We start from the raw sequence: 24,446 nt of genomic DNA, 5'->3' as shown, positions 1-24,446 counted from the left end.
CCCGGTACGGGTATTGAACACAGCGCGGCTGCTGCCGCGCCGAGAAGACAGGAGATCCTGATGGAGACGAAGCAGAGCGTCGAGGAAACCGACGGGCACGAGGAGTACGAGGCGCCGACCGCGACGCTGGCCGGGACGGTCGGCTCCTTGGCCGCCGGCTCGTACTCGTCGGGCATCTCCGACGACGGCGACTACTACACCACCAAGTACCAGCAGCAGGGCTGAGTGTTCGGACAGTGGTTCACCGTGCTGCCGGGGAAGCCCCCGGCAGCACGGCCTGCTGCTGCTCTCGTCCAAGCCGGCGCCGAAGTGCTGGCCTGGGCCGATGATCAGCCATGGATCGTCGGGCGCGCCGGAAGCGACCGGGTCACCAGCACGAGCGCCGGCCGGTACCGGGTCGCCGTGATCGGCGATCACCGGGTGGAGGCCGCCGAACTCGCCGACCGTGCAGGGGCGCTGCGGCCTTCGGGCCGCTGGGAGCGGCTACTGGAGCTGCCCGGCAGCTACCACCTGGTGGTGCTGGACGGCTCGGTGACGTGGCTGTTCGGCGACTCTGCGGGACTGCGCCCGGTGTTCGCCACCGTGCAGTCCGGCGCGGTGTTCCTCGGTTCCCGTGCCCGGCCGCTGGCCGCGCTCGGCCACCGGCATCTGGACGTCGACCACTTGGCGGTGCAGCTCCTCGCGCCCGCCCCGCCGCTGGCCCTCGCGGAGTCCGGCACCAGCCCCTACCGGGGCGTGTCCGAGTTGCCGCCGGGCACTGCGGCGCGCATCGACGCGTCCGGGGCACTGCGCACCGAAGCGTGGTGGACGGTGCCCGACGACGACGTTGGCGCCGCCGACGGGGCGGTGCTGCTCCGCGAGGCGCTGCGCGGAGCAGTCGCCGTCCGGTGCGAGGCCGACGCCCCGGTCGCGGTCGAGCTGTCCGGCGGCCTGGACAGCTCCGCCCTCTCGGCGCTCGCCTTCGAGCGGGTCGGACCGCGCACCCTGAACCTGTCGAGGGCGTCCGCCGACCCGGCCAACGACGACCTGCGGTGGGCTCGGCTGGTGACGGCCGCTCAGCCCGGTGCCGGGCACCGTGTCCTGGCGGTCGGCGAGGTGCCCGGGCAGTTCGACGGCTGGCAGCAGGCGCTCCCGCTGGACTCCCCGGGGCCCACCGCGGTGAGCCCGGCCCGGGCGGCGTTCCTGTGGCAGCAGGCGCTCGATGGCGGGGCCCGGGTCTTGCTGTCGGGGAAGGGCGGCGACGAGGTGCTGCTGCCGCCCCTGACGTACCTCGGCTCGGCTCCGCGGCTGCTGGCGCGCCAGCACCGGCGGGGGTGGACGGCACTGCGCGGCACCCGGGTGCGCGACGTCCGGGCCGAAGCCGCGTTTCCCGGGCCGTACCGCGCGGCCGTCGCCGGGGCGCTCGACGGCGCGATGGACTGGGAGTCCGGCCCGTGGGTGCCGAGGTGGCTGACCGTCACCGCGCGCCGGCGGCTGGAGGAGAGGCTGCGGGACGCCGCAGCCGGAGCGAGGCCGCTGCACGACCGGCCGCACCAGCACACCGCGGTCGCGGCGCTGCGGGCGATGGCCCGCTGGAACCGGCTGCAGGCGGATGCCGCAGGCACCTTGGGCCTGCGGATGGCCTACCCGTTCCAGGACCGGGCGGTCCTGGATGCCGCCCTGTCCGTACGCGGCCACCACCGCTCCTCGCCGTTCGCGTTCAAGCCCCTGCTGACGGGGGCGCTGCGCGACGTCCTGCCCGCCGAAGTCCTCACCCGGCGGACGAAAGGCGGCTACAACGCCGATGACCGCGCCGCCGCCCGACGGCACCGCCGCGGCCTGGCCTCGCTGCTGCTGCGCGACAGCGCGCTCGCCGACCACGGCCTGGTCGACCCCGCCGCCCTCGCTCCGGCGGTCCGGGAATGGGCGGCGGCCGAGGGCACGGACGAGCTGACGCTGCTGATGACCCTGAACGCCGAGGTGTGGGCGCGCACCGCCGAGGGCCGCCCGCTGACCGAAGGAGCCGTGCTGTGCTGACCCTCTCCCCCGGCGCCCGGCTGCTCACCGCGGCGGACACCGGCCGGGGCACCCTCGTCACCGCCGCCGGCGACGTGTGGACGCTCAACGCCACCGCCGTCACCGTGCTCCAGGCCATGGAGCGGGGAGGCGGCGCCGAGGCCGCGGCCGTCGCTCTGCTCGCACGTTTCCCCGAGCAGGGAGCCGCTGCTGTCCGCCGTGACGTCGCCGACGTCCTGGACGCCCTGCGCCGGCACGGGGTGGTGACGGATCGGTGAGCGTGGTCACTGCCCTTCCGTCCCGCGTCCGGCTGCGCCCCGGCGAGCGCCTGGTCGCTCTCGCCTCCGGGCTCGCCGCCGTCTGGACCACCCGGGGCGGCCGCCCCGACGGGCGGCTGCACACCGTCCTGAACCGGGCGCTGCGCGGCCGGCTGCCGCCGTCCACCCCCGAGCAGGCCGAGCACGCCGTGCAGGCCGTCACCACGGCCTTCCTGTGGCTCGGTGGCACAACGGCGTGCCTGCCCAGGTCGGTGGCCGCCGTCCTGTACTGCCGTTTCCACGGGCACGCCCCCACGCTGGTGATCGGCCTGCGGCCGGGCACCGCCGACGTCCACGCCTGGATCGAAGCCGCAGGCGAGCCCGCCGCCGAGCCGTTCGACCCGCGCCCCGCCTACCTTCCCGTCACCGTCTACCGGCAAGGAGCCGCCCTGTGACCACCACCGCCCCGACCGCCTGGCAGCAGGCCGCCGACGCTCTCGTGCAGGATCTGCGCGGCAAGGGCGCCGTCCGCACCGATGCCGTCGCCCGCGCCCTTCGAGAAGTCCCCCGGCACCTGTTCGTCTCCGGCCACTACGGGCCCGGCGGCTTCACCGCCGTCGACCCCGAGCAGCCCACCCCGGAGACCCTGGCGATCGTCTACTCCGACCGCGGCCTGACCACCCACGTGCCCGACGACACCTCGGGCACCTCCTCCTCGACGTCGCAGCCGTCGATCGTGGCGAAGATGCTGGAGGCCGCCGACCTGCACCCCGGGATGGACGTGCTGGAGATCGGCGCGGGAACGGGCTGGAACAGCGCGCTGATCGCGCACATCACCGGCGGCCCGGTGACCGCCGTCGAGCACTCGGAACCGGTCGCCACCGAGGCCCGCGCCGCGCTGGAGCGGGCGGCCGTCCCGGGGGTCCGCGTCCACACCGGGGACGGCTATCTCGGGTACCCCAGCAACGGCTACTTCGACCGGATCATCGTCACGTGCGGCATCGCGGGCATCCCCCCGGCGTGGCTCGACCAGCTCACCCCGAACGGCATGATCCTCGCACCGCTCGCGCACGGGGGCGTGCACCCGCTGACGCGGGTCTACGCCCCCGGGCCGGGCGGCACCCCGACCGGGCGCCTGGTCACGATGGCCGACTTCATGACCGCCGCCGGCCCCTTGTACGGCGGCCGACCCGTGCCGCCGTCCTCCCGGGGCTCGTACCTGCCGGTGCCCGCCGGCCGGGTCGCCGGGCCGTTCCCCGGCGGCCTGGACCGGGACGCCTTCGCCGACCTGTGCATGTTCCTGGCCGGGCACGACCCCCGGGTCACCTGCGCCGCCTCCGAGGACGGCACGTACGGCGGGTGCGCCGTCGTCACCGAGGACGAGACGGCCGGGGTGTTCGTCCAGCCGGACGGCCTCTACTCGGCCGGGAGCGACGCCGAGACCGCCGCGCTCGTCCGGACCACCGCGGACCGTGCGGCGGCCTGGGACGTGAGCGGGCGGCCGCCCCTCATCGCCTGGTCCTGCAGCATGCAGCTGGCCGGTCCCTCCTCTGACCCGCTGCTGGTGCCCGGCCGGTGGCACATCGCCGAGTGACCGACCCGCCCGCCCCTCGCTGGGACGCCTGCTGGCGGGCTGACCGCGAACCACCCTGCCACGGAAGGACACCACCCTGATGAGCACCACCGCCCCCGCCACGTGCCGGATCGCTGCCGACCGGGCCGCCGCCGACGGTGGCCTGTGCAAGCCGGCGATCCCGAGCCGCAGCCCCGCCCTGGCCGAGGGCGACTCCCTGGCCTACCTCATCTTGACCCGCCGCGAGGGCGAGGGCCCCGTCCGCTTCGAACTCGGCGCCACCGGCCGCGGCCCGGCCGGCCAGGATCTCGCCGACCGCCTGTGCAAGCAGATCCGGGCCTGGGACGGGGATCGCGAGGCCCGCCCCACCATCAAGCTGTACCCGGCCGGGACGCCGGACTCCAAGATCGGCAACGGGTACATCATCGACAAGCCGGGCTGCCGGGTGGCCATCTCCTACTGACCGAGCACGTACTCCGTCACGGCCCCGGCAGTCTTCGCCGGGGCCGTTCCCTTGCCCGGCTTTGGCTTCTCCGCTGGGGGAACGGAAGTTGACGTGCCGTCAGGCTGGCGGCTTCCCGCCGCGGCCGATCTCTTTCGGGTGATGTTTGCTCCGGACGGCAATCCGATCGGGCATAGTGTCAGCGGGCAACACAGACCGCCCGTGTCCATGCTCCGCAAGCTGGATGTGGGGTGGATAGGAGGGCTCGGCAGTACGCTGCCGGGCCCTCTTCCCGTTTCCCCCCGGGAGGTCCTTCCCGGCCTGCGCCGACAGGGGGCGGACTTCGGCCAACTTCTCGGAACAGTGGCCGGATCGCTCCAAGCCCCAGGCACCCACCCCCAGACCCCCCCTCACCCTGCGTGACCTGCCCATGCTCCCAAGCGTGCTCCCACGGGAGCACGGGGGCGGTTATATCCGGGGAGATCCGGGCTGGAACGGGGAGATGCGGGCTCGTTTTCGCAGGCCGGCAGATCGTCGCAGGTCAGCGGGGGCACTCCCTGCGGTTCGAGTCCGGCTCTGGGCACCAGCATGCCCACCCACCGTCACCTGCGGTGATGCCCCGCTCACCGACTTCGGGTACCGCTTCGCGACCCAGCCATTGAACAACTCGTTCACAACGAATCCTTCACCAGGCAGCGTTCATCGCCGACCCTGGAGCCATGACCGACCCCTCCCCCGGCACGAAGGGTCCGGTCGGCGAAGACCCGGATCTTGCGGTCCGCGGCCGGAGCCATCACGCCGTGGTAGCCGCAGTGGAACCACCGGGGCGGGCAGCGCTCCGACTTGACCTTCCGAACAGGATCGCCGCCCGGTCGTCACGGCCTTTGCCGAGTGCGCCCGGGTGCCGTCGACCCCGCCGGCTCAGAGGGCGACGGGCCGGAGCATGGAGACGTAGCGTGGCGACCCGGGGTGCTGGATGATCCCCATCTTCGTGTAGCCCCACCGCTCGTAGAGGGCCCGCACCCGCGGGTGGTCCTCCTCGACCAGGAGGTGCACCCGCTCCTCGGGACGGTGCGACAGCAGCTCCTCGTGCAGGGTGTGGGCGATGCCGGTCCCCCTGGACTCCGGGAGCACCATGATCTCGCAGAACGCGAACGTGCGGCTGTCCGTCTCCGCGAGGTCGGCGCCGGGCTCCGTCTCGATCAAGCCGCCCCACCGGTAGTCGGCGGTGCGGGCGAACCCGTAGGCGTAGCCGACCGGCCGGCCGTCGACCTCCCCGAGCGCACAGCCCCAGCGGGGAGCGGCGGCCTGGCGGTGGAGACGGCCGGTGAACGCCTCCATCGAGAAGAACGGGTCACCCGCCTTCTCCTCGGCGTAGATCCGGTCGTAGAGGTCGAGCAGCACCGGCTCGATCTCGGGCAGATCCTCGGCGGTGTAGTGGGCGACGGCCATGCTCCGGAGGGCCATGTCAGCTCAGTTCCCGCACCATCACGGCGTAGAGCGGGGAGTCCGCGAAGGGGCGGCGGTCGCCCACCTTCGCGTATCCCCAGCTCTCGTAGAGTGCCTGGACCTTGGGGTGTTCGGTATCGACGAGGAGCACTGCCAGGGCCTCCGGCCGGTCCGCGACCAGCTCATCGTGGAGGCGGGTGGAGTGCCCCTGCTTCTGCCAGGCCGGGCGGACCATCAGCTCGGACACCGCGAACGTGCTGGAGTCCTCCGGCGCGGGGACGATGTGCTCGCGCCACCACTCGCGGCCGGCCGAGAGGGGCGCCCCGTAGATGAAACCGATGGGCTCTTGGCCGTCGTACGCCACCACACAGGAGAAGCCCTCCATGCTGCTCCAGTGGTTGACGAACCACGGAAAGCGCTGGTTGAACTCGTCATCCATCACGTCGGCGTAGACCTCCGCGTGGATGGCGATCAGCATCTGGCGGAACGGGTCGTTCACGTCGTCGGCACGGTAGTGACGCAGGTGGGTCGCGTCGGTCACGTTCGGCTCCATTCGGCGCGGTAGCGATCCCCCCACTCTTGCGCAGCCGGGGCGTTCGTGGAAAGGGTCAACAGCTCGCGGTGGAAGTCTCCGAGGAGGGTGCGCATCCGCCCTGGCAGGGGGTCGCCGGCCATGACGTCGAAGACCGAGGACGCGGTGTGGACGGCGAGGTCCACCTCATCCTGGTGGAGTTGTGTCAGGGCGAGGCGGGCGGTGGCGAGTGCTCGGTTGCGGCGGAACTGGGCGGGCAGCAGTGCGAGGGCCTGGTGGCTGGCGCTTTCGGCGCTGACTGCGTCGCCGAGCCGGTCCTGGACGATCGAGGTGAGGGCCTGGAGTTCGGCAGCGCCGTAGAACGCGAACCAGCTCGGGCAGGGCTGGTCGCCGCGTGCGCGGCCGAGGGAGTCCGCTGCCAGGCCGATGGAGCGGAGGGCGCTCTGGCGGTCGTTCAGGCCGGCGCTGCCGATGGCTGTTCGGGCGTGGGCGAGCGAGGCGAAGGCGGGGTCGCGGCGGGTGATCCCGGTTCGCTGTGCGGCGCGGGCGGCTGCGACGGCGTCGGGGTAGTTCCCTAGCTGGTTGGCCAGCATCGCGATCATGTTCCAGGTACGGAAGACGGCCACGGGGTCTCGGGCGAGGCCGGCCAGTCGCATGCAGGTGTCGAGGTGCTTTTGGGCTTGGTCGAGGTCTCGGGCATCGATACAGGACCAGGCGGCGACGGCGGTGTAGTCGGCGGCGACACTGAACAGCCGGCTGCGGATCCGTTCGCTGGCGCTACCAGTTCGTTGGAGTGCCATCACCTCGGCTGCACCAGCGAGGGCGGCTTTCTCCAGCGCGCCGTGTCCGCCTCGGTGGTCGTCCAGGGCGTCGAGGGTTTCGAGGCCCGCGCGCAGGCGGATCACGTCGGATGTGCCGATGGTTGTCCGGGGCGCTGCGGTGGCGGGGGATGGGGTGAGACCGGCTGCTGTGGTGGCGGTGGCAGCGATCCCCTTGAGGAAGGTCTGACGCCTCACGTCGTTCTCCGTCGGTGGGGGTGCGGGGGTGGCTCCCCGTGGCTGGAAGCCGAGTTCCTCGGCCGTGCAGTCGAATACTTCCTCAAGTGAGCGGCGCTGGAGTCCGCGTGGCCAGGTGACTTTGCCTCTCACCCAGTCCCGCACGGTGCGCTCGGAGCAGGTGCCGTAACGGCCGGTGAGCGTCTTGATCACGTCGTTCACCCGGTGGGCCAACTCGACTTGACTGAAGCCCAGTTCGAGCATGCGTCGCTGAATTTCCAGGTTATCCCCCACGCACCGAGAGTAGCGACAGGGTGACGATCCGCGCCGGGCTTCGAGTAAAGGGAAAGTCAAAACTTCCGGGTGCTTGCGCGCAGTCGGATCCGAAACCACCCTGCCCCTGGCGGTCGCCCCCCCGTTTGACTGGATGCAGCCGACCCGGCGAGCCGCGCGAGCGGATCACGGAAGAGTCCGGGTCGACGTCGCGCCCGGCACGCCCCCCGACGTGCTGGGCGCGGCTCCAACCGTCCACAGGAGCTACCCGATGCGCAGCGCCCTTGTGTACCTCTGCACCGACGACAAGGTCAGCCGTCCCCTCATGGCGGGGTGGTGCGAGCAGCGCGCCGCCGCCGAGGGCATCCCGGTGACCGAGACCGTCCTCGACACCGACGGCCTGCTCCCGCCGGCCGAACGCCCCGGCTGGCAGCACGTGATGGCGCTCGTGGCCGGTGGTCACGTCGTGATGGTCGTGACCCTCGACCGCACGATGCTCGCCGTCGGCCGCAAGGACTGGGACCGGCTCGCGGCCTCCGTCGCCCAGCACGGGGCTGTTCTGGTCACCCATCGGACGCCCGGACCGTCCTTCCCGCCCACGGACGGGGCGCAGCAGCTCCCGCCCGCCCCCGCCGCTCCCCCCGCGGTGGAGCTGGTCGACGCCGGGGCGCAGCGGTGAAGGCCGACCCGGGGCGGGCGAATCCCGAGCTCACCGCGCGGATGACGGTCGAGGCCACCGCGGCGGAGCTGGAGAGCCGTCTGCACGCCGTCCCCGTCGTGCGGCACAGGGCGCGGACGGTGCTGCTGGAGGAGTGGGGGCTGGCCAAGGGCGACGTCCTGGATGCGTTGCAGATGCTGTCGGAGTTGGTCGCCAACGCGGCGCGGCACAGTCCGCCCGGCATGCACCACGTCGCTCTCCATCTGGCCCCGGACGGCACCGCCCTGGTGATGGAGGTGCACGACCTGAGCCGCGCGGTGCCGTACGTCCCGGCCGGTGCCCGCGAGGACGGGGTGCGGGAGAACGGCAGGGGGCTGCTCATCGTCGCCGACCTGGCCGAGGGCTGGGGCTGGGTGCCGACCTCGGGCGGCAAGAAGGTCTGGGCGCAGCTGCGGCTGGCCGTGCCCGTCCAGCCCCCGCACCCGAGGCGCGCGGTCCAGGGCGTGCCCGAGGCAGTGCTGCGCCGAGCCGCCGTCACCGCGGGGCTCCAGGTGTCCCGCCTCTGCGCGGTCAGGCGGCCCCGGGTCGCGTAGCGGTCCAACGAGTCTCCCGGGGCGGCACTGCCCCGGGTGCCGCCGGCTGCGGTCGGCGGTTGAGCGGGCCCCGCTGCACGGGCGGGGCCCGCTGGTCGCCCCGTCGCTGCGGATTCGACGGGGCGACCGCATCCAACTCGCTTCATCTACTGGGGGGTACCTCATGACACACGCCGAGATCCCGCACGACGGGCAGCCGAGGCGCCGGGTCGGCTGCCTGACGCTGATCCTCGACCAGGAGGACCGCGTCCTGTTCTCCGTCACGACGTACAAGCAGCGGCCGATCCTGCCGGGCGGTGCCGCCGGCAAGGACGAGCGCTTCGACCGGGCGGCCGCCCGGGAGCTGCGGGAGGAGACGGGCCTCGTCCGTCGCCTCTCGCACTTCTTCGCGGTCGACCAGACCCCGGAGAACGGGGAGACCGGCTCGAACGAGGGCCTGAACCTGGTCTTCGACGGCGGGGTGATCACGGACGAGGAGCTGGCCGCGCTGGCCGTGCCGGAGGCCGCCGCCGGGGAGATCGCCGGCCACGTGTGGCTGCGCGAGGACGAGTTCGACGGTGCTCTCCTCCCGGCGACCGCCGCCCGCGTCAGGGCGGTGCTGGCCGCCCGGAAGGCGCGCCAGCTCCTCCCGCTGCTGCACCACGGCGTGCCCGTCTCCGAGCTGCCCGCCTGACCGGCTGCGGGCCACCGGCGGACGGCCCGCAGCCTTCACGTGCTCCCCGGCCTGGCGCGGCCAGGCCGGGGAGTTCCACCCTCGCTCCCCTGGAGGACGCAGTGCACCCCACTCCTGATGAGCCGGTCCGGCTCGACGCGGCGGCCGTCGCCGCAGCGCTGGACCGCGTGGACCTGCTCACGGTCGGCGCCCAGGTCGGCGGGCCGCCGCCCGAGGACGGGATGGTGGAGCTGCTGGACGAGCTGGTCGGGCACCTTGCCCTGCTGGTCGCGGAGGTGGACGCCGCCTACGGTGCCCTGCCGGAGCTCTCGGCGGTGCGGGGCTCGGTCGAAGCGGCGCTTCACGGCGGCCGCCGCCTGCTGGGCAACCCGCCGTCGGATCTGTTCGCGGGCGTCGTCCTCTTCGGGGTGTACTGCCGGGTGCTGTCGACCTTGCGGTGGGTGCACCCTCGCCTCGAGGAGGACCGCCTGCCCGGCGTGCCGTACGGCGGGATCCGGCGCGGCGGCGGCCCGCCCGGTCGGCACCGGCACGCCCAGATGCGGGCTCCGCGCGGGCGGCGGCCGGGGGCGGGCCGGTGAGCGCCGTCGGGCTGGGCCCCCGGGAGGCCCGCCACTGGCTGGAGACGGAGCTGGGAAGGCTCGGCTACGACAGGAAGCGGCCCGAGTACACCGAGGACGGCCGGCACTTCCGGCCGGTGCTCGGGACGCCGGGTTGGTGCATGGTGATCTGGGCGCCGCCGGAGACGTGGCCGCCCGGTGCGCTCGCGTGCTGGCGCGTCGTCTGGCACCCCGCGGCAGAGTTCTCCCGCGACAGCCGCAAGGAAGTGCCGAAGGGCGCGGCCGGGCACTGGGAGGAGAGCACCGCCGCGGTGCTCGCGGCACTGAGGAGCCTGGGTCTCCAGGCTGCGGTCACCGGCCCGCACCGCGGTTCGGAGCGCTTCGGCTCCCGCGCCTTCCTGGCTTGGGAGCTGCCGCCCGGTGCCGTCGCCGACTGGCCGCCGGCCGGAGCCTGGGACGGGGTGCCGCCGACCCGGCCGAACTTCATCGACGGGTGGCCCCAGTGGGCCGAAGGCCCCGCCCCCGGTGATGAGGTCGCCGGGGCGTTGCGGGCGGTCGCCGAGAGGCGCCGCGGTGCCGGGGTAGCGGACATCGGGCGCCGGTCGGTGCTGGACACCGACAGTCCGCTGTGGCCGCCCGGCGCGCACATGTCGGCCCACGTCACGTGGTGGCCGGATCCGGAGTTCGCGCGGGCCTACGGGGAGCCGCTGCCCCCGGCCGCCGCCGAGCACTGGCGGGCCGGCGTCGGCCAGCTCCTCGGCGACCTCGCCGCGATCGGCCGCTACCAGTTCCGGACCGCGTGGGAGCACCCCGGCGCGCGCCACGACGGTGCCGGCGTCATCGTCTGGCGCGGCCCGAGCCGGCCCAGCTGATCTCCGCCGCCCCCAGACCCTGCGCCCTCAAGACCTTCTGAACCTCATCCTCCCTGGCGGGGCTAACGACTCAGGCCGGGGCCCCAACCATCTCGGACCTAGACGAGCTCTCGGAGGACACTGTGTCCCTCTCTCACTCGCTCACTTCTGCCACGGTCGCGCTCAGTGGGCCGGACAACTCGGGGAAGACGAAGCAGCTCGGGATACTGCTGCGGCGTCTCGGCCCGGCCGGAACGTCCGGCGGGACGCTAGACGCCCACGACCCGCGGTGGCCGGCCATCGTTGCGGGCCCAGGCGGCATGGGCGGCTGGTGGTGGGAGCACGGGCCGGTGGAGGAGGTCGCCGACGTCCTGGCCAGCTCCTACCTGGAGCGCGTCCGCCGGCTCGGCGACGCCCAGGTGCGCCTCGTCGACCGGGGCATCCCGATGCTGGAGGCGACCCTCGCCGCGACCGTCGCCGTCCGGGAGGGCCTGAGCGCCGACGCGGCGGCGGGCCGGGCGCTCAAGCTGCTGGAGCCGTTCCGCGCGGACCTCGCCGGGGCGGAGGCCGCCGAGTTCGGCGTGCTGCTCCTCCACCACGAGGACCCGGAGGTCGGCACGGCCCGGGCGCTGTCGCACGAGAAGTCGGTGACGCCGGGGTACGCGGCGTACCAGCGGCACCTGCACACCCAGCTTCACCGCCTGGCCGCCGACGGCCGGTGGTCGAACGTCATCGTGGTCAACGGGCGGCCGGTCGTCGAGGTCCAGGACGAGCTGCGCCAGCTCGTCCACCCGGTGGTGCCGACCGTTCCGGCGCGGGCGCTGCCCGGCGTCCGGATCGTCGCCCTCGGCGGGCTGTCCGAGTGCGGCAAGAGCAGCGCCGGGGAGTACCTGAGGGTGCAGCACGGGCACGCCCGACTCAAGATCGGTTACCTGTTGGAGGAGGCCGCCCGGTGGGCCGGGGTCGCCGACCCGTACCGGCTCCACCCGGTGGTGCGGGCGGAGCTGCTGGTCGATGCCCTCGACCGGTACTGCGCGGCGCACCACTTCCTGGACCGGGTCACCGTCGAGTCGCTGCACGAGTACGACAGCACGGCGGAGCTGCGCCGGATGCTGGGCGACCAGCTCTCGATCGTCTACCTTGACGCGGAGCCGGAGGTCCGGGCGCGGCGCGGTACGGCCGGCCCGCTCGACGTGGTTGACCGGGACGAGGTGAAGGTGTCGCGCGGGGCCGACCGGATCGCCGGCCTCGCGCACCTGGTGGTCGACAACAACGGCTCCCGGCTGCGGCTGGAGCGGCAGCTCGACATGGTCGCCCTCGGCTCCCGGTGGCCGCTGCGGACGCCGACCGTCGCGCCGGTCAACACCCTCGGCCTGCCGGTGAACCTGGAGGCGTACCTGTCGGCGCTGCTGGACCGCACCACCGTGCAGCAGCCCCCGGTGATCGACCTGCTGGCCGTCACCGGCAGCGGCGCCCGTGGCAAGTACCAGCGCGGCTGGTCCGACCTCGACGTGTTCGTGATCGCCGACCCGGCGGGCACCGCCGAGTTGCGGCGGGTGCTGGAGCAGTTGGAGGCCGACCTCGGCGGGGTGAAGCTCGGTCTGACCGTGCTCACCGAAGGCGAGTGCCGCAGCGGCATGGTGACGTCGCGTCTGCTGCACGTCCTCGCTCTCCTCGGCTCCGGGTCGCTGGCCGCGCAGTGGTGCCGGCCGGGCCTGGTGCTGCCCGCGCCGGACCTCACGGCGGACGTCGCCGCGTCGGTGAAGGCCGGTGTGCAGGGTGCGGTGGAGATCCGCCGTCAGCTGCTCAAGGGTGCGCCGGACCTGCGGGCCCTGTACAAGGTCACCGCGCTGCTGGCGAAGGTCATGCTGCGGTTCGACGGGGTCGAGGTGTCGGCGGACGACGACGCGCTGGCCGCGCTCCTCGGCCAGGCGGCGGGGGCGGGGCCGCGGCTGGTGAACGAGGACCGCAGCGACCGGGACCAGGCCGTCGCCCTCGCGGAGCTGGAGCTGGTCCGCGACGCCCGCCGGAAGCGGGAGCAGGCGGTCGTCCTCGCGGAGCTGGTGCTGGGGCACTGGCTGGCGACCACGGCCCTGCCCGCCGGTGGCCGGTGATGGGCGCCCGCGCCCGGGCCTTCGAGAAGCCGCTCGGCGCGGCGGAGGCGGACGCCGAGGCCGCGGGCTGGCGGGCCGTCGAGGACGTCCTCCCGGTGCCGCGGCTGCTGCGCCGCACGTCCCTCGGCGACCGGGTCGTCCTGGCCTACGAGGACGTCCTCAGCACCGGCCGGATGCTGCTGGGCGACGTGATCGCGGTCGCCGACCGCAGTCCGCTCGGCGGGCCCCGGGTCGTCGCCCTGGTCGACGCGGTGTGCGACAGCCTGGTCCTGAGCATCCGGAAGACCGGCAGCACGGCGCCGCTGTCCTCCTGCGTGCCCGGCCTGTACGCCGAGCGCATCCGGCCGGGCGGCCGGGTCGACGAACGGGTCCTCTCCGACCGGCTCACCGTTGCCTCCAGCAGTACCGGTCGGCCGGTGCGGGTGCGGGACCTCACCGGGTTCTCCGCGACCGTCAACGGCGTCCCGATGCTGCTCGACGTCCCGGACGCCGTCGCCTTCGCCCGGGACCGCCTCGGCGGCGGCCGGGCCGTCCTCGCCGCGCTCACCCAGGGCGACCCGACGGAGCCGAACATCGCGGGCGACCCGCTGTGCTGGCTGGACTTCCAGTACGCCGGGTGCAACAGCGTGGCCGGTGACGTCGCCGTGCTGCTCTGGTACCTCCTCGGCATGGGCGGCTGGCTCGTACCCCGGTACCAGCCCGACGTGTTCACCCGCACCCTGCCGCTGCACCTCCCTCCAGTGGCCGTGCCGCGCCTCGACCGGGTCGTCCTGGACGAGGAGCAGCGCCGGGTGGAGATCAGCTACACCTGGGAGGTCGGCGCCGGGCGGGAGGCCGCGATCGGCCGCCTCTTCGAGCGGCTGCACACCGACCTCGGCGAGGCAGCCGGCCTCGACCCGGACGCCCTCCTCACCCAGCTCCGCCCGTTCCTGCTGCTGCGCCTGCTCGGCGTCGTCCCGCTCGCACAGCTCACCGAGGCCGACCTCCTCCTCCTGCTGGCCAAGGTGGCGGAAGTCCACGCCGCCGCCGAGGCGTTCACCCGCACCTCTCCGCTTCCGCCGACGGACACCGCCGGCCTCGACGATCGGACGGACAACCATGACCGTGTACCCGTCGACTGAACAGCCCCTCTCCCGGCTGCCGCTCCAGGGCCGCACCGCGCTGGTGACCGGCGCCGCGACCGGCATCGGGGCGGCGATCAGCCGGGCCCTGGCCTCCGCCGGGGCGGCCGTCGCCGTCGCCCACCTCGCGCAGATCCCGCAGGCCCGCGCCGTCCTCGGCGACGTCCGCCGCGAAGGCAGGGCCGGCATCGAGGTGAGCGCCGACCTCACCGAGCCGGACGCGGTGCGGGCGCTCGCCAGCCAGGTGGAGAGCGAACTCGGCCCGGTCGGCATCCTGGTGAACTGCGCCGGGGCCTACCCGCGCGTCGCGTGGCAGACCCTCGACGAAGCGCAGTGGGCCGCCGCGATCGAGACCAACTTGACGATCCACTACCGGACTTGTGCCGCCGTCAGCCCCGGTATGGTGGCGCGGGGGTGGGGCCGGATCATCAACATCGGCTCCGTCAACGCGAGGGCGGGCCGGGCCGGGCTGACGGCCTACAGCGCGGCGAAGGCCGGGCTGCTCGGCCTCACCCGGTCGCTGGCGCGCGAGCTGGGCCCGGACGGGATCACCGTCAACGCGGTGGTGCCCGGGGCGATCCAGGTCGAGGCGGAGAACGCTCTCCCGCCGGAGCACCGAGTCCAGCCGGAGGAGCAGATCCGCCGGCAGTGCATCCCGCGCCGGGGCCGGCCGGAGGACGTCGCCGCGGCGGTCGCCTTCCTCGCCAGCCCCGCCGCGTCGTTCACCACCGGTCAGTCGTTGCACATCGACGGGGGTTGGCTCCTCCACTGACCGCCCGACCCACCGAGTAGAGAGTCACCACCATGTCCAAGAAGCACCGCGCCCGGGCCGTCCTCCTCACCCCCGGCGACACCCTGCTCCTGATCGGCCGGGTGCGCCCGGGCCTCGACCCGTACTCCGTCGTCGTCGGCGGGGGCGTCGAGGAGGGCGACGCGGACCCGGAGGCCGCGGCCGTCCGCGAGGTCTACGAGGAGATCCACGGCCGCGCGAAGATCGTCCGGCACCTCTACGCCCTGGAGGACGAGAAGGAGCGCCAGGACTTCTACCTCGCCACCGTCGCGGAGTGGTCGTTCGACGACAAGAGCGGCCCGGAGTTCACCCAGGAGGGCCGGGGCGAGTACACCCTCCTGGAGCTGCCGCTCACCGTCGCCGCGATCGACGCGGCGAACCTCATGCCCCCGGAGTTCGCCGCCGTCCTCCGCGGCCTGGTCGAGCGCGACGAGCTGGTGCCCGTCGCCCAGGGGGCGGAGTAGCCGGGGTGAGCGGACGCAAGCTGTGGCCGGAGGTGCCCCCGCCTGGGCTGGCCGACGAGATGGCCGCGGCGCTGGCGGCGCAGGGGCACGCGCCCGGGGTCGCCACGCCGACGGACAGCGCGCCGAAGTGGAAGCGGGACATCCTGACGGTGCTGGCGGCGGCGGATGCGGCCGGGGTGCTCAGGACGTGCCCGCACCTGCCGGAGAAGGCGCAGGCGTGTGCCGTCCTCGCGGAGGCGCCCGACATCCTGGTGTGCCTGTTGTGCTACCGGGAACTCACTCCGCGGCGGGTCTGCCCGGACTGCAAGGGTCCGTCAGGCTCGGCCAGTGCGGAGGGCGGCGTCGAGGACGTGATCACCGGTCCGACGATGATCTACTCCCGAATGAGGTGCGCCCGCTGCGCGCGGTCGGCCCCGGCGCCGACCGCACCGGGCGGGACGTTCGGTAGCTGAGTGCACCCCTGCTGTTGCGGCCCCGGCGGTCCTCGCCGGGGCCACAGTTCTGCCCGGCGGGCCCTGTATCCCGTCGGATTTACAGGAGTTGACGAAGGGTCAGATTGGCCGTTTGCGGTCGCGTGCACGCTCATTCGGGTGATGTTTGCGGCGGATGGCAATCCGATCGGGCAGAGTGGCAACTGGCAACAGAGGCCGCCCGTGTCCATGCTCCGCAGGCTGGATATGGGGTGGACGAGGGGGCCCGGCAGCACGCTGCCGGGCCCCCTCTCCGTTCCGCCCGGGGCCTGCGCCGAGGGGCGGTTTCCGGCCGTCTTCACGGCGGGATGGCCGGATCACTCTGCATCCAGGCGCTCGACCCCCACGAAGCCGCCTCACCCTGTGTGACCTGCTCGTGCTCCCAAGCGTGCTCCCACGGGAGCACGGGCACGGTTATATCCGGGGAGATCCGGGCTGATTCGGGGAGATGCGGGCCCGTTTTCGCAGGTCGACAGATCGTCGCAGGTCAGCGGGGGTGACCCTGGCGGTTCGAGTCCGGCTCTGGGCACCAGCATGCCCACCCACCGTCACCTGCGGTGATGCCCCGCTCACCGACTTCCGATACCGCTTCGCGACCCAGCCATTGAACAACTCGTTCACAACGAATCCTTGACCAGGCAGCGTTCATCGCCGACCCTGGAGCCATGACCGACCCCTCCCCCGGCACGAAGGGTCCAGGCGGCGCAGACCCGGATCTTGCGGTCCGCGGCCGGAGCCATCACGCCGTGGCAGCCGCAGTGGAACCACCGGGGCGGGCAGCGCTCCGACTTGACCTTGCCGAACAGGATCGCCGCCCGGTCGTCACGGCCTTTGCCGAGTGCGCCCGGGTGCCGTCGACCCCGCCGGCTCAGAGGGCGACGGGCCGGAGCATGGAGACGTAGCGGGGCGACCCGGGGTGCTGGATGATCCCCATCTTCGTGTAGCCCCACCGCTCGTAGAGGGCCCGCACCCGCGGGTGGTCCTCCTCGACCAGGAGGTGCACCCGCTCCTCGGGACGGTGCGACAGCAGCTCCTCGTGCAGGGTGTGGGCGATGCCGGTCCCCCTGGACTCCGGGAGCACCATGATCTCGCAGAACGCGAACGTGCGGCTGTCCGTCTCCGCGAGGTCGGCGCCGGGCTCCGTCTCGATCAAGCCGCCCCACCGGTAGTCGGCGGTGCGGGCGAACCCGTAGGCGTAGCCGACCGGCCGGCCGTCGACCTCCCCGAGCGCACAGCCCCAGCGGGGAGCGGCGGCCTGGCGGTGGAGACGGCCGGTGAACGCCTCCATCGAGAAGAACGGGTCACCCGCCTTCTCCTCGGCGTAGATCCGGTCGTAGAGGTCGAGCAGCACCGGCTCGATCTCGGGCAGATCCTCAGCGGTGTAGTAGGTGACCTTGAGCCGGGTGGCCATGTTGCTGCTCCTGTCCCCGATGATGGCGGTGGTGCTGTCGCAGCGTTCCACGGCGCTACGCCTCTGGGAAGAACGCCGCACTCTCCTCGGGCTGTCCCTCGTGGCGGAGTTGACGACGCCTGGCCTGGCGGCCAGTTGCGGGTTCTACGCTCAAGGCATGACGACTAACGATCACATCATGGTGACGACGACCCATGACGATGAGGCGAAGGCGCGGGAACTCGCTGCGGCGGTCGTGCGCGAGCGCCTGGCCGCGTGTGCGCAGGTGTACGCGATCAGCTCGGTGTACTGGTGGGAAGGTGAGGTGCAGTCCGGGCCGGAGTGGCGGGTCGATTTCAAGACCCGCGCTGAACTCGGAGACAGGCTCACGGCGTTCATCGGCGAGCAGCACTCGTACGACACCCCGGAAATCATCGTTGTACCGATCGTGTCGGGCAGCGCGTCCTACCTGGAGTGGATCAACGCCGAGACGGCGGGCTGACTCGCACTCACCCGAGCGCGCCCCGGATCTCTTCGCGGAAGGTCCGGGCCTCGCGCTGTTCGGGGAGTTGGTCGGCCAAGGCGTTGAGCCGGAGCTTGCCCATCGTGGTCTCGGTCTCCAGGGTCGCGGCCAGTGCGCGGCGGCCGACCTCGACGGCCTGGTCGACGGAGCCGGCGACGAGGTATCCGGACGCGACATCGCCGAGGACGGCGACGCGCATCTTGGTGTCGGCGGAACCGAGGTCGGCCAGGGTGTCGTCGGCGGCTTGGGTGAGTTCCCGGTGCCGTAGCTTCGCGTAGGCGGCGACCCGCATCGAGCCGAGCCGGGCTGGGCCGAAGAACGCGACCCACGCCTGCTCCCCGGCCGGGTTGGCGTAGTCGAAAGCGGTGGCGGCCCGGTCGAGGGCCCGGACGGCGGCCTCCTGGTCGCCGACTGCGGCGGCCTCCTCCGCTTCCCGGGCGCACAGCCATGCGCGGGCGGTGGCGTATCCGGGGCCGCGGACCTGTTCCTGGGCGGCTGTGAGCATCTGGCGGGCCTTGTCGGGGCCGACCCCGTACGAGGTGTATCCGAGGACGAGGGCGTTGACGGCACCATGGCCGGCGCGACGACCGGCCAGTGCCGCGGTGTTGTAGTACTTCATGGCGGTCCGGTGGTCGCCGAGGTCCCAGTGCACCCATCCGGCGAGGGCTGCGGCCTCTCCAGCGGCGATCATCAACTCTCGCTGGTGAGCTCCGGCATTGGGCAGCAGGCTGGTGATGGTGTCGAGGTGGGTGGAGAGCCGGGCAGCGAGAAGCCGCGCCGGCATGTGCTCCTCGGCGGTGAACATCTCCGCCGTGTTCTCCACCAGCCGAGCCGTGGTCGTCTTGTCGACAGGGCCACCGTCCAGGGCCGCAGCGAGTCGGCCCCATGGTTCGGCAGCGAGACCCGTGACCAGCGCAAGGCCGCTGATAAAGGTCCGCCTTTCCACTTCGTCCTCCTCTGGTTCCTCTACCAGGTCGGGCATCTGATCGAGTCGCCGTGCCCGCCGGCTGTAGGCCACTGCTGCCTGCACCTCCTCCAGGCTGATCCCGTACGCGTCTACGATCAGCTGAAAATCGGTGCTGGTAGGAATACGTTTCCCCGTCTCCCACCGCTTGATCCGCTCAGGATCGAACCACTTCCCGAAGAAGGTCTCGACGTGCTTGGCCTGCTCTGGCCGGCTCCGGCCCGCGTTCTTACGACAGCGGAGCAGCAGTTCGCCGATCGCTTGAATCTCCATCATGAGGCTTCCCCCGAAGAAGCGTTGAGTGAGGGGACCATCCTGGCCCCCTCACATGGCCCCTGCAGGAAAACGCACCCCTCCGTGGCCCCTACGGGTCAGGCGTGGCCGCAGTTGACTCGGTATGGCCGCTCGGGAAGGTCGCGCAAGCACCCTGCTGGGTCTCCGAGATGGCCGCCGCCGCCCGGACTTGCCCCCGGCAGGCCCGGATGGCGGCTCCAACTGTGTCGTCCACACAGGAGCCCCCATGCGCAGCGCCATCACCTACCTCTGCACCGACGACAAGGTCAGCCGCCCCCTCTTGGCGGGGTGGTGTGAGCAGCGCGCCGCTGCCGAGAGCGTCCAGGTGACCGAGACCGTCCTTGACACCGACGCCCTGCTCCCGCCGGCCGAGCGCCCCGGCTGGAAGCACGTGATGGCACTCGTGGCCGGTGGTCACGTCGCGATGATCGTGACCCTCGACCGCACGATGCTCGTCGTCGGCCGCAAGGACTGGGACCGGCTCGCGGCCTCCGTCGCCGCGCACGGAGGCGTTCTGGTCACCCATCGGACACCCGCGCCCTCGTTCCCGCCCACGGACGGAGTTCAGCAGCAGCTCTCGCCCGTCCCCGCTGCCCCTCCCACGGTGGAGCTGGTCGCCAACGCGGCGCGGCACAGTCCGCCCGGCACGCACCACGCTGCTCTCCGTCTGGCGCCGGACGGCACGGCCCTGGTGATGGAGGCGCACGACCTGAGCCGCGCGGCGCCGTACGTCCCGGCCGGCGCCCGCGCCGACGAAGTCCGGGAGAAGGGCCGCGGGCTGCTCATCGTCTCCGGCCCTGGCCGAGAACTGGGGATGGGTGCCGACCTCCGGCGGCAAGAAGGTCTGGACGCAGCTGCCACTGACCACACCCCGTGCCCCCGTACCCGAAGTACGCCGAGCAGGGCGCGCCCCACGCGGTGAGCTGAGCTCCGTCGCCTCACTTCGGCCGGCCTGCCCAAGTCAAAGGCCCTGGTGAACAGCTCTGGCGGCTTCACCAGGCACGTCTCACCGGCCTCCACCGCGCCGGATCATCCCGTCGCGCGGCAAGGCGCCTCTCCGTCTCGTGAACAGGAGCGTGTCGTGTCTCAACTCGCAACCCTGCCAACCATGTTCCCGCCAGAGTCCGGTCTGACGGCGCTGAGGAACTTCGCCGCGCTGCGCGGCCAACTCCGGGTGTCGTTCGGCCCGGCGTGCAACATCGGCTGCTGGTTCTGCCACAACGAGGGCGACGTGCCTCCTCGCACCACCCGCGAGGACCGCACCCAGCAGCCGCGCCGGCGGGCGCTGTGCGCGGAGCACTACCTCGCCGTCATCGGCGGCCTGACCAAAGCGGGGCTGCGCCGCGTCTACTTCACCGGCGGCGAGCCACTGCTGTCGAAGCTGGCGCGCCCGGTCCTGGAGGGCGTCGGCGTCTTCGCCGCGCCGGACGTCAGCTTCTCCCTGATCACCAACGGGATCCTGGTGCCCCGGAACCTGGCGTGGCTGCGGGACACCGCCATCGGCAAGGTCAAAGTGTCGCTGCACTACCTGAGCGACGAGTCGTTCCAGGAGATCGCGAAGACCAGGCTGCCGGTCTCCGCCGTGCTGGCCGGCATCGACGCCGCCCGGGACGCCTTCGAGCGGGTGGAGCTGAACACGCTGCTCCAGCGGCAGAGCGAGCACGAGATCCTGTCGATCCTCGTGTACGCGCTGGAGCGCCGGCTGCCGATCCAGTTCATCGAGCTGGTCGACACCGACTTCAACGCGGCCGGGCAGAGTGCCGCGGTCTCCGCCGACGGCCTGATGGCCCACCTTCGGACTCTGACCGGCCAGGAGCGGGTCGAGGTCATCGGAGTCGGCCAGGGGCGGCGGGTCTTCACCGTCGACGGCATCGAAGTGGAGGTGATCCACCGACAGCTCGGGCGTCACCACGTCGGCCAGTGCGGCGCCTGCCCGGTGAGGCCGCAGTGCGTCGAGGGGTTCTGGGCCCTGCGCTTGGACCACTCCGGCGGCCTGCAACCGTGCCTGCTCCGGGAAGACCTGCGCCTCGACGTCACCCCGCTGCTGGCCGCCGACGACCCCTCCGCCACGGTCGCCGCCGCTACCGCCAGGCATCTGGCCTCGTTCACGGAGGGAACCCTGTGACCATCGACCTGCCCGTCTGCTACCGACCGCCGGTCACCGGGCGCTCGGGCGCCCTGGTCGTCCTGGAGGGCATCAGCGGCTCCGGGAAGTCCACCCTCTCCGGCCTGCTCGCGCAGCGGCTCGGCGCGGAGGTCCTGCACGTCATCCCGAATCCGCTCGCCGGGCTGATCGGCTACGTCAACGACCACGGCGGCACCCTCACCCAGTTCGCCTTCCACCTGGCGGGGCTGCTCGACGGGGCGGACTCCGCCCGCCGCGCGCTGGTGAGCGGCAGCCTGGTCGCCGACCGGTGGACCGGGTCGGTGGTGGTCAACCACGCGGCGGTGAACCAGCTCGACCTGGAGGTGGCCGCCGCCCAGTTCGCGCCCTACCTCGGATACCTGCCACGGGCAGACCTGACGGTGTACCTGGAGACCTCGGAGAAGGAGATCCGGCACCGGATGGAGACCCGGCCGGCCCGCCCGGCGACGGACCGGTTCCTGGTCCGGCGCCCGCAGCTGCTGCCGCGTGTGCAGGAACTGTACCGGCGGTTCGCCGCCACCGACCCGACCGGCATCGCGATCAGCACCGACGGGCGCAGCCCGGACGAGCTGACCGAGGAGATCCACGCCCTGCTGGAGGTACGCCGTGCTCAACCCCGTTGACCTCTCCAAGGTGATCCGCCCCGACAGCGTCAGCGGCCGCGACCCCGACGAGATCCACAAAGCGGTCGCCTGGTGGGTGGGGTCCTGCCTGGTGCTCACCGCCAAGGTGCACGGCGTCGTGCTGGTCGACGACGGCACCGAGCTGGCCAAGGCGTACTCCGCGCTCTTCGCCCAGGGCGCCATCAACTGCCGGAGCTACGCGGCGACGGTGTCCGTTCTCGGCGAGGGCGACGAAGACCTGCTGGCCTACGGCGTGCGGACGTTCCAGGTCCCCGGCGCCCGGATCAGCAGCGCCGGAGACCAGGTGGTGATCCGTCTGCTCGCCGCCGACGGCACGGTCATCGGGATCGGCTCGGGTCTGGAGAAGATCAGCGACCTGATCGCCCGGGACAAGGTGCCGCTCCCGGTCAACGACCGGGCCCGGGGCCACATCGTCTACCGCCTGGACCTCGCCACCCACTACGCCGCCGCGAAGGGATGACCATGATCGACGCCGCCGAACACATCAGAGCGGGGCGCGGCATCCTGTTCGTCACCCTGGACTCGCTGCGGTACGACGTCGCCCGCGCCGCGATGCACGCCGGCGACACCCCGCGCCTCGGCGGGCTGCTGCCGGGCGGCCAGTGGGAGGAGCGCCGGACGCCGGGGACGTTCACCCTGCCCGCCCACATCGCGTTCTTCTCCGGCTTCCTGCCCAAGCTCCCGCAGCCGCAGCAGCCCCCGCGGCTGTGGGAGTGCCGCCCGCCGGCGTTCAAGACGGTCGACCCGGGCACCTTCGTGTTCGACGCGCCGAACCTCCTCGTGGGGCTCGGCCAGCACGGCTACCGCACGGTGTGCGTCGGCGGGGTGACGTACTTCTCCAGGGAGACGCCGCTCGGGGCGGTACTGCCCGGCATGTTCGACGAGGACTACTGGCGGCCGGAGTTCTGCTCCCCCGAGCCCGACTCCACCCGCTACCAGGTCGAGCACGCCTTGGAGCTGGCCGGCACCAGGCAGGACCGGCCGCTGTTCCTCTTCGTCAACGTGTCGGCGACGCACGTCCCCCACGGTCACTACCTGGGCAACAGCTCCGACAGCTGGGCGTCACAGGCCGCCGCGCTCGCCTACGCGGACGAGCACCTGGGGAACCTGATCGACGGCCTGACCGGCCTGGGGAGGTGGCTGGTCATCCTGTGCGCCGACCACGGCGACGCCTTCGGTGACGACGGCTACCACGGGCGCGGGATCGTCCACCCGGCGGTGACGAACGTGCCGTTCGCCTGCATGGTGGTCTGACCCCGGCTTACCCTCCCAGCATGGCCAACACGTTGCCCGACCGCGATGCGGCCGTGGTCGTCGCCCGCGACGACCACGGCCGCATCGCGGTGCTGAACGCCCCGTTCCCGCTGCACGGCGGCGAGTACCTGTTCCTGCCCGGCGGGCGCGCCGAGGGCGGCGAGTCGCCCGGGGATTGCGCGAGGCGGGAGCTTCGCGAGGAGGCCGGCATCATCGCCAAGACCTGGACGCCCCTCGGCTCGTACGCCATCGTGCCCGGCTCCACTGCCCGCCTCCACCTGTTCGAGGCCCGGGACCTGACCGTCGGCGCGCAGCAGCTCGCGGACGACGAGAACGACTTCACGCTGACGTGGTGGTCGATGGAGGACGCGCTCGCGGCGGTCCACGAAGGACGGTTCCTGCTCCAGGGCGGCCCGCTGGCGCTGCTCCTCGCGGATCGGCAGCCGGTGGCGGCCTGAGTGCTTCGTCGCGGCCTCGGCATGGCTCGTCGGGGCCGTCATGCTGCCAGGGCCCGGAAGCCGGCCGCGGCCACATGGGCTGTTTCCAGTCGATCACCGGAGGAGGCGTCCGGAATGCATCGCCTGAGGGCGGCGACGGTGCGTCACCCGAGGTCGGAGCGCCGTGTTCCCGCAGAAACACTCGGCCCCGTTTCGGCGAGCTGATCCGGGCCAGATCGGGGGGACCCGGGGAGATTCGCGCAGGTCACGGGAGCGTCGCAGGCCAGAAGCGGTACGACCTCCGGTTCGAGTCCGGCTCTGGGCACCAGCATGCCCACCCACCGTCACCTGCGGTGATGCCCCGCTCACCGACTTCCGGTACCGCTTCGCGACCCAATCATTGAACAACTCGTTCACAACGAATCCTTGACCAGGCAGCGTTCATCGCCGACCCTGGAGCCATGACCGCCCCCTCGCCCCGCCCCGACCACCAACCCGCCCCAGCCGGCGACCCGTTCGCCCCGCCCGACCCCGAGGCGGCCCGCGCCGGGCGGGTGTACGCCTCGCTGCTGCGGATCGCCGAACGGCACGCGGCCGACGCCGGGCAGCGGGCCCGGCAGAGCAACCCGGTGATGCCCGCTCCGCACGAGGCGGTGCGCCTGGTCGCCTTCCTGCTCAGCGGGGCCGCGCTCGCCGAGGAGGGCGAGCCGGAGGTCGACCGGGCCGACCTCACCGCGGCGCTCACCCTGCTGCCGCTGGTCCGGGCCGAACTCGACGAACTGGAGACCGGGCTGCTCACCATGGCCCGCGGCCGCGGGATGACCTGGCAGGAGATCGCCTTCGGCCTCGGCCTGGGCACCCCGCAGGCGGCCCGCCAACGGCACGAGCGGCTGGCCGGACGGACCGCGCCGACCGGCCAGGAGTGAGCGCCGGCACCGAGCGCCGGGCACCGGGCGCCGGGCACCACCGACACCCCCGGCACGCCCG

General features: G+C 72.8%; 29 protein-coding genes. 24 read left to right on the top strand and 5 right to left on the bottom strand.

Annotated features, from left to right (window positions below; translation table 11 throughout):
- The first annotated feature begins 60 nt into the window (after window positions 1-60).
- The 6 genes from KSE_RS42970 (at window position 61) to KSE_RS23200 (ending at window position 4,288) form a co-directional block, all read left to right on the top strand.
- Entirely contained in the window at window positions 61-225 is a 165-nt protein-coding gene (locus KSE_RS42970; protein WP_014137788.1) for a hypothetical protein, read from the top strand.
- The gene (locus KSE_RS23220; protein WP_081539582.1) at window positions 226-2,016 is read left to right on the top strand and encodes an asparagine synthase-related protein; all 1,791 of its coding nucleotides are present in this window, start codon (window positions 226-228) and stop codon (window positions 2,014-2,016) included.
- Window positions 2,010-2,273 carry a PqqD family peptide modification chaperone gene (locus tag KSE_RS23215; RefSeq protein ID WP_014137786.1) on the top strand — a complete coding sequence of 88 codons (264 nt, stop codon included), beginning with the start codon at window positions 2,010-2,012 and terminating at the stop codon, window positions 2,271-2,273. Before KSE_RS23220 ends, KSE_RS23215 begins: the two co-directional genes overlap by 7 nt.
- 2 nt (window positions 2,274-2,275) lie before the next feature.
- A complete protein-coding gene (locus tag KSE_RS23210; protein WP_051055353.1) occupies window positions 2,276-2,707 on the top strand; it encodes a lasso peptide biosynthesis B2 protein in 432 nt (143 codons plus the stop codon).
- Entirely contained in the window at window positions 2,704-3,846 is a 1,143-nt protein-coding gene (locus tag KSE_RS23205) for a protein-L-isoaspartate O-methyltransferase family protein (RefSeq protein ID WP_014137784.1), read from the top strand. Before KSE_RS23210 ends, KSE_RS23205 begins: the two co-directional genes overlap by 4 nt.
- A gap of 79 nt (window positions 3,847-3,925) precedes the next feature.
- Window positions 3,926-4,288, top strand: a complete 363-nt coding sequence (locus tag KSE_RS23200; RefSeq protein ID WP_014137783.1) for a hypothetical protein — start codon at window positions 3,926-3,928, stop codon at window positions 4,286-4,288.
- Between the two features lie 900 nt (window positions 4,289-5,188).
- On the opposite strand, the gene KSE_RS23195 is transcribed toward KSE_RS23200, so the two are convergent.
- Genes KSE_RS23195 through KSE_RS23185 form a run of 3 tightly spaced genes read right to left on the bottom strand, consistent with a single transcriptional unit; the run spans window position 5,189 to window position 7,537 of the window.
- Entirely contained in the window at window positions 5,189-5,734 is a 546-nt protein-coding gene (locus KSE_RS23195) for a GNAT family N-acetyltransferase (protein ID WP_051055351.1), read from the bottom strand.
- A gap of 1 nt (window position 5,735) precedes the next feature.
- Window positions 5,736-6,269 carry a GNAT family N-acetyltransferase gene (locus tag KSE_RS23190; protein ID WP_014137781.1) on the bottom strand — a complete coding sequence of 178 codons (534 nt, stop codon included), beginning with the start codon at window positions 6,267-6,269 and terminating at the stop codon, window positions 5,736-5,738.
- Window positions 6,254-7,537 carry a helix-turn-helix domain-containing protein gene (locus KSE_RS23185; RefSeq protein ID WP_014137780.1) on the bottom strand — a complete coding sequence of 428 codons (1,284 nt, stop codon included), beginning with the start codon at window positions 7,535-7,537 and terminating at the stop codon, window positions 6,254-6,256. The genes KSE_RS23190 and KSE_RS23185 overlap by 16 nt, the downstream gene beginning before the upstream one ends.
- A gap of 250 nt (window positions 7,538-7,787) precedes the next feature.
- Here KSE_RS23185 and KSE_RS23180 point away from each other — a divergent pair, with 250 nt between their 5' ends.
- The 10 genes from KSE_RS23180 (at window position 7,788) to KSE_RS23135 (ending at window position 15,789) form a co-directional block, all read left to right on the top strand.
- Window positions 7,788-8,195, top strand: coding sequence for a hypothetical protein (locus tag KSE_RS23180; protein ID WP_033260339.1), 408 nt, complete (start codon window positions 7,788-7,790; stop codon window positions 8,193-8,195).
- The gene (locus KSE_RS23175) at window positions 8,192-8,767 is read left to right on the top strand and encodes an ATP-binding protein (RefSeq protein ID WP_014137778.1); all 576 of its coding nucleotides are present in this window, start codon (window positions 8,192-8,194) and stop codon (window positions 8,765-8,767) included. The genes KSE_RS23180 and KSE_RS23175 overlap by 4 nt, the downstream gene beginning before the upstream one ends.
- Before the next feature lie 163 nt (window positions 8,768-8,930).
- A complete protein-coding gene (locus KSE_RS23170; RefSeq protein ID WP_014137777.1) occupies window positions 8,931-9,440 on the top strand; it encodes an NUDIX domain-containing protein in 510 nt (169 codons plus the stop codon).
- Window positions 9,441-9,541: 101 nt separating this feature from the next.
- A complete protein-coding gene (locus tag KSE_RS23165; RefSeq protein WP_014137776.1) occupies window positions 9,542-10,018 on the top strand; it encodes a DUF6415 family natural product biosynthesis protein in 477 nt (158 codons plus the stop codon).
- Complete coding sequence (locus KSE_RS23160) at window positions 10,015-10,869, top strand: hypothetical protein (RefSeq protein WP_014137775.1); 855 nt, start codon at window positions 10,015-10,017, stop codon at window positions 10,867-10,869. Before KSE_RS23165 ends, KSE_RS23160 begins: the two co-directional genes overlap by 4 nt.
- 299 nt (window positions 10,870-11,168) lie before the next feature.
- The gene (locus KSE_RS23155; RefSeq protein ID WP_014137774.1) at window positions 11,169-12,962 is read left to right on the top strand and encodes a nucleotidyltransferase domain-containing protein; all 1,794 of its coding nucleotides are present in this window, start codon (window positions 11,169-11,171) and stop codon (window positions 12,960-12,962) included.
- Complete coding sequence (locus tag KSE_RS38750) at window positions 12,962-14,083, top strand: hypothetical protein (RefSeq protein WP_014137773.1); 1,122 nt, start codon at window positions 12,962-12,964, stop codon at window positions 14,081-14,083. Before KSE_RS23155 ends, KSE_RS38750 begins: the two co-directional genes overlap by 1 nt.
- A complete protein-coding gene (locus tag KSE_RS23145) occupies window positions 14,061-14,855 on the top strand; it encodes an SDR family NAD(P)-dependent oxidoreductase (protein ID WP_051055349.1) in 795 nt (264 codons plus the stop codon). The genes KSE_RS38750 and KSE_RS23145 overlap by 23 nt, the downstream gene beginning before the upstream one ends.
- A gap of 32 nt (window positions 14,856-14,887) precedes the next feature.
- Entirely contained in the window at window positions 14,888-15,337 is a 450-nt protein-coding gene (locus tag KSE_RS23140) for an NUDIX hydrolase (RefSeq protein ID WP_014137771.1), read from the top strand.
- Between the two features lie 5 nt (window positions 15,338-15,342).
- A complete protein-coding gene (locus tag KSE_RS23135; protein ID WP_014137770.1) occupies window positions 15,343-15,789 on the top strand; it encodes a hypothetical protein in 447 nt (148 codons plus the stop codon).
- A gap of 886 nt (window positions 15,790-16,675) precedes the next feature.
- On the opposite strand, the gene KSE_RS23130 is transcribed toward KSE_RS23135, so the two are convergent.
- Window positions 16,676-17,218: a GNAT family N-acetyltransferase gene (locus tag KSE_RS23130; RefSeq protein ID WP_051055348.1), complete on the bottom strand. Its 543-nt coding sequence runs from the start codon at window positions 17,216-17,218 to the stop codon at window positions 16,676-16,678.
- Between KSE_RS23130 and cutA the strand changes: the two genes are divergently transcribed.
- Complete coding sequence (gene cutA, locus KSE_RS23125; protein WP_331457850.1) at window positions 17,217-17,699, top strand: divalent-cation tolerance protein CutA; 483 nt, start codon at window positions 17,217-17,219, stop codon at window positions 17,697-17,699. The two genes, KSE_RS23130 and cutA, sit on opposite strands and share 2 nt — an antisense overlap.
- Before the next feature lie 7 nt (window positions 17,700-17,706).
- On the opposite strand, the gene KSE_RS23120 is transcribed toward cutA, so the two are convergent.
- Window positions 17,707-18,960, bottom strand: coding sequence for a helix-turn-helix domain-containing protein (locus KSE_RS23120; protein WP_051055347.1), 1,254 nt, complete (start codon window positions 18,958-18,960; stop codon window positions 17,707-17,709).
- Window positions 18,961-19,204: 244 nt separating this feature from the next.
- Here KSE_RS23120 and KSE_RS23115 point away from each other — a divergent pair, with 244 nt between their 5' ends.
- The 7 genes from KSE_RS23115 to KSE_RS23085 all read left to right on the top strand — a co-directional run bounded on the left by KSE_RS23115 (window position 19,205) and on the right by KSE_RS23085 (window position 24,385).
- Entirely contained in the window at window positions 19,205-19,900 is a 696-nt protein-coding gene (locus KSE_RS23115) for an ATP-binding protein (RefSeq protein ID WP_014137766.1), read from the top strand.
- 186 nt (window positions 19,901-20,086) lie between these two features.
- Window positions 20,087-21,103 (top strand): radical SAM protein, encoded by a 1,017-nt coding sequence (locus KSE_RS23110; RefSeq protein ID WP_014137765.1) that lies wholly within the window; start codon window positions 20,087-20,089, stop codon window positions 21,101-21,103.
- Window positions 21,100-21,747, top strand: coding sequence for a dTMP kinase (locus KSE_RS23105; RefSeq protein WP_014137764.1), 648 nt, complete (start codon window positions 21,100-21,102; stop codon window positions 21,745-21,747). The genes KSE_RS23110 and KSE_RS23105 overlap by 4 nt, the downstream gene beginning before the upstream one ends.
- Complete coding sequence (locus KSE_RS23100; protein WP_014137763.1) at window positions 21,731-22,228, top strand: hypothetical protein; 498 nt, start codon at window positions 21,731-21,733, stop codon at window positions 22,226-22,228. The genes KSE_RS23105 and KSE_RS23100 overlap by 17 nt, the downstream gene beginning before the upstream one ends.
- A 2-nt stretch (window positions 22,229-22,230) precedes the next feature.
- The gene (locus tag KSE_RS23095; protein ID WP_051055345.1) at window positions 22,231-23,022 is read left to right on the top strand and encodes an STM4013/SEN3800 family hydrolase; all 792 of its coding nucleotides are present in this window, start codon (window positions 22,231-22,233) and stop codon (window positions 23,020-23,022) included.
- Between the two features lie 20 nt (window positions 23,023-23,042).
- Entirely contained in the window at window positions 23,043-23,480 is a 438-nt protein-coding gene (locus tag KSE_RS23090; protein WP_014137761.1) for an NUDIX domain-containing protein, read from the top strand.
- A 440-nt stretch (window positions 23,481-23,920) separates the two neighbouring features.
- Window positions 23,921-24,385 carry a hypothetical protein gene (locus KSE_RS23085; RefSeq protein WP_014137760.1) on the top strand — a complete coding sequence of 155 codons (465 nt, stop codon included), beginning with the start codon at window positions 23,921-23,923 and terminating at the stop codon, window positions 24,383-24,385.
- Window positions 24,386-24,446 lie beyond the last annotated feature (61 nt).

The sequence above is a fragment of the Kitasatospora setae KM-6054 genome, from assembly GCF_000269985.1.
Taxonomy (GTDB): Bacteria; Actinomycetota; Actinomycetes; order Streptomycetales; family Streptomycetaceae; genus Kitasatospora; species Kitasatospora setae.
Note: the sequence above shows the minus strand (reverse complement) of the source record. Positions and strands in the feature narration are given on the sequence as shown.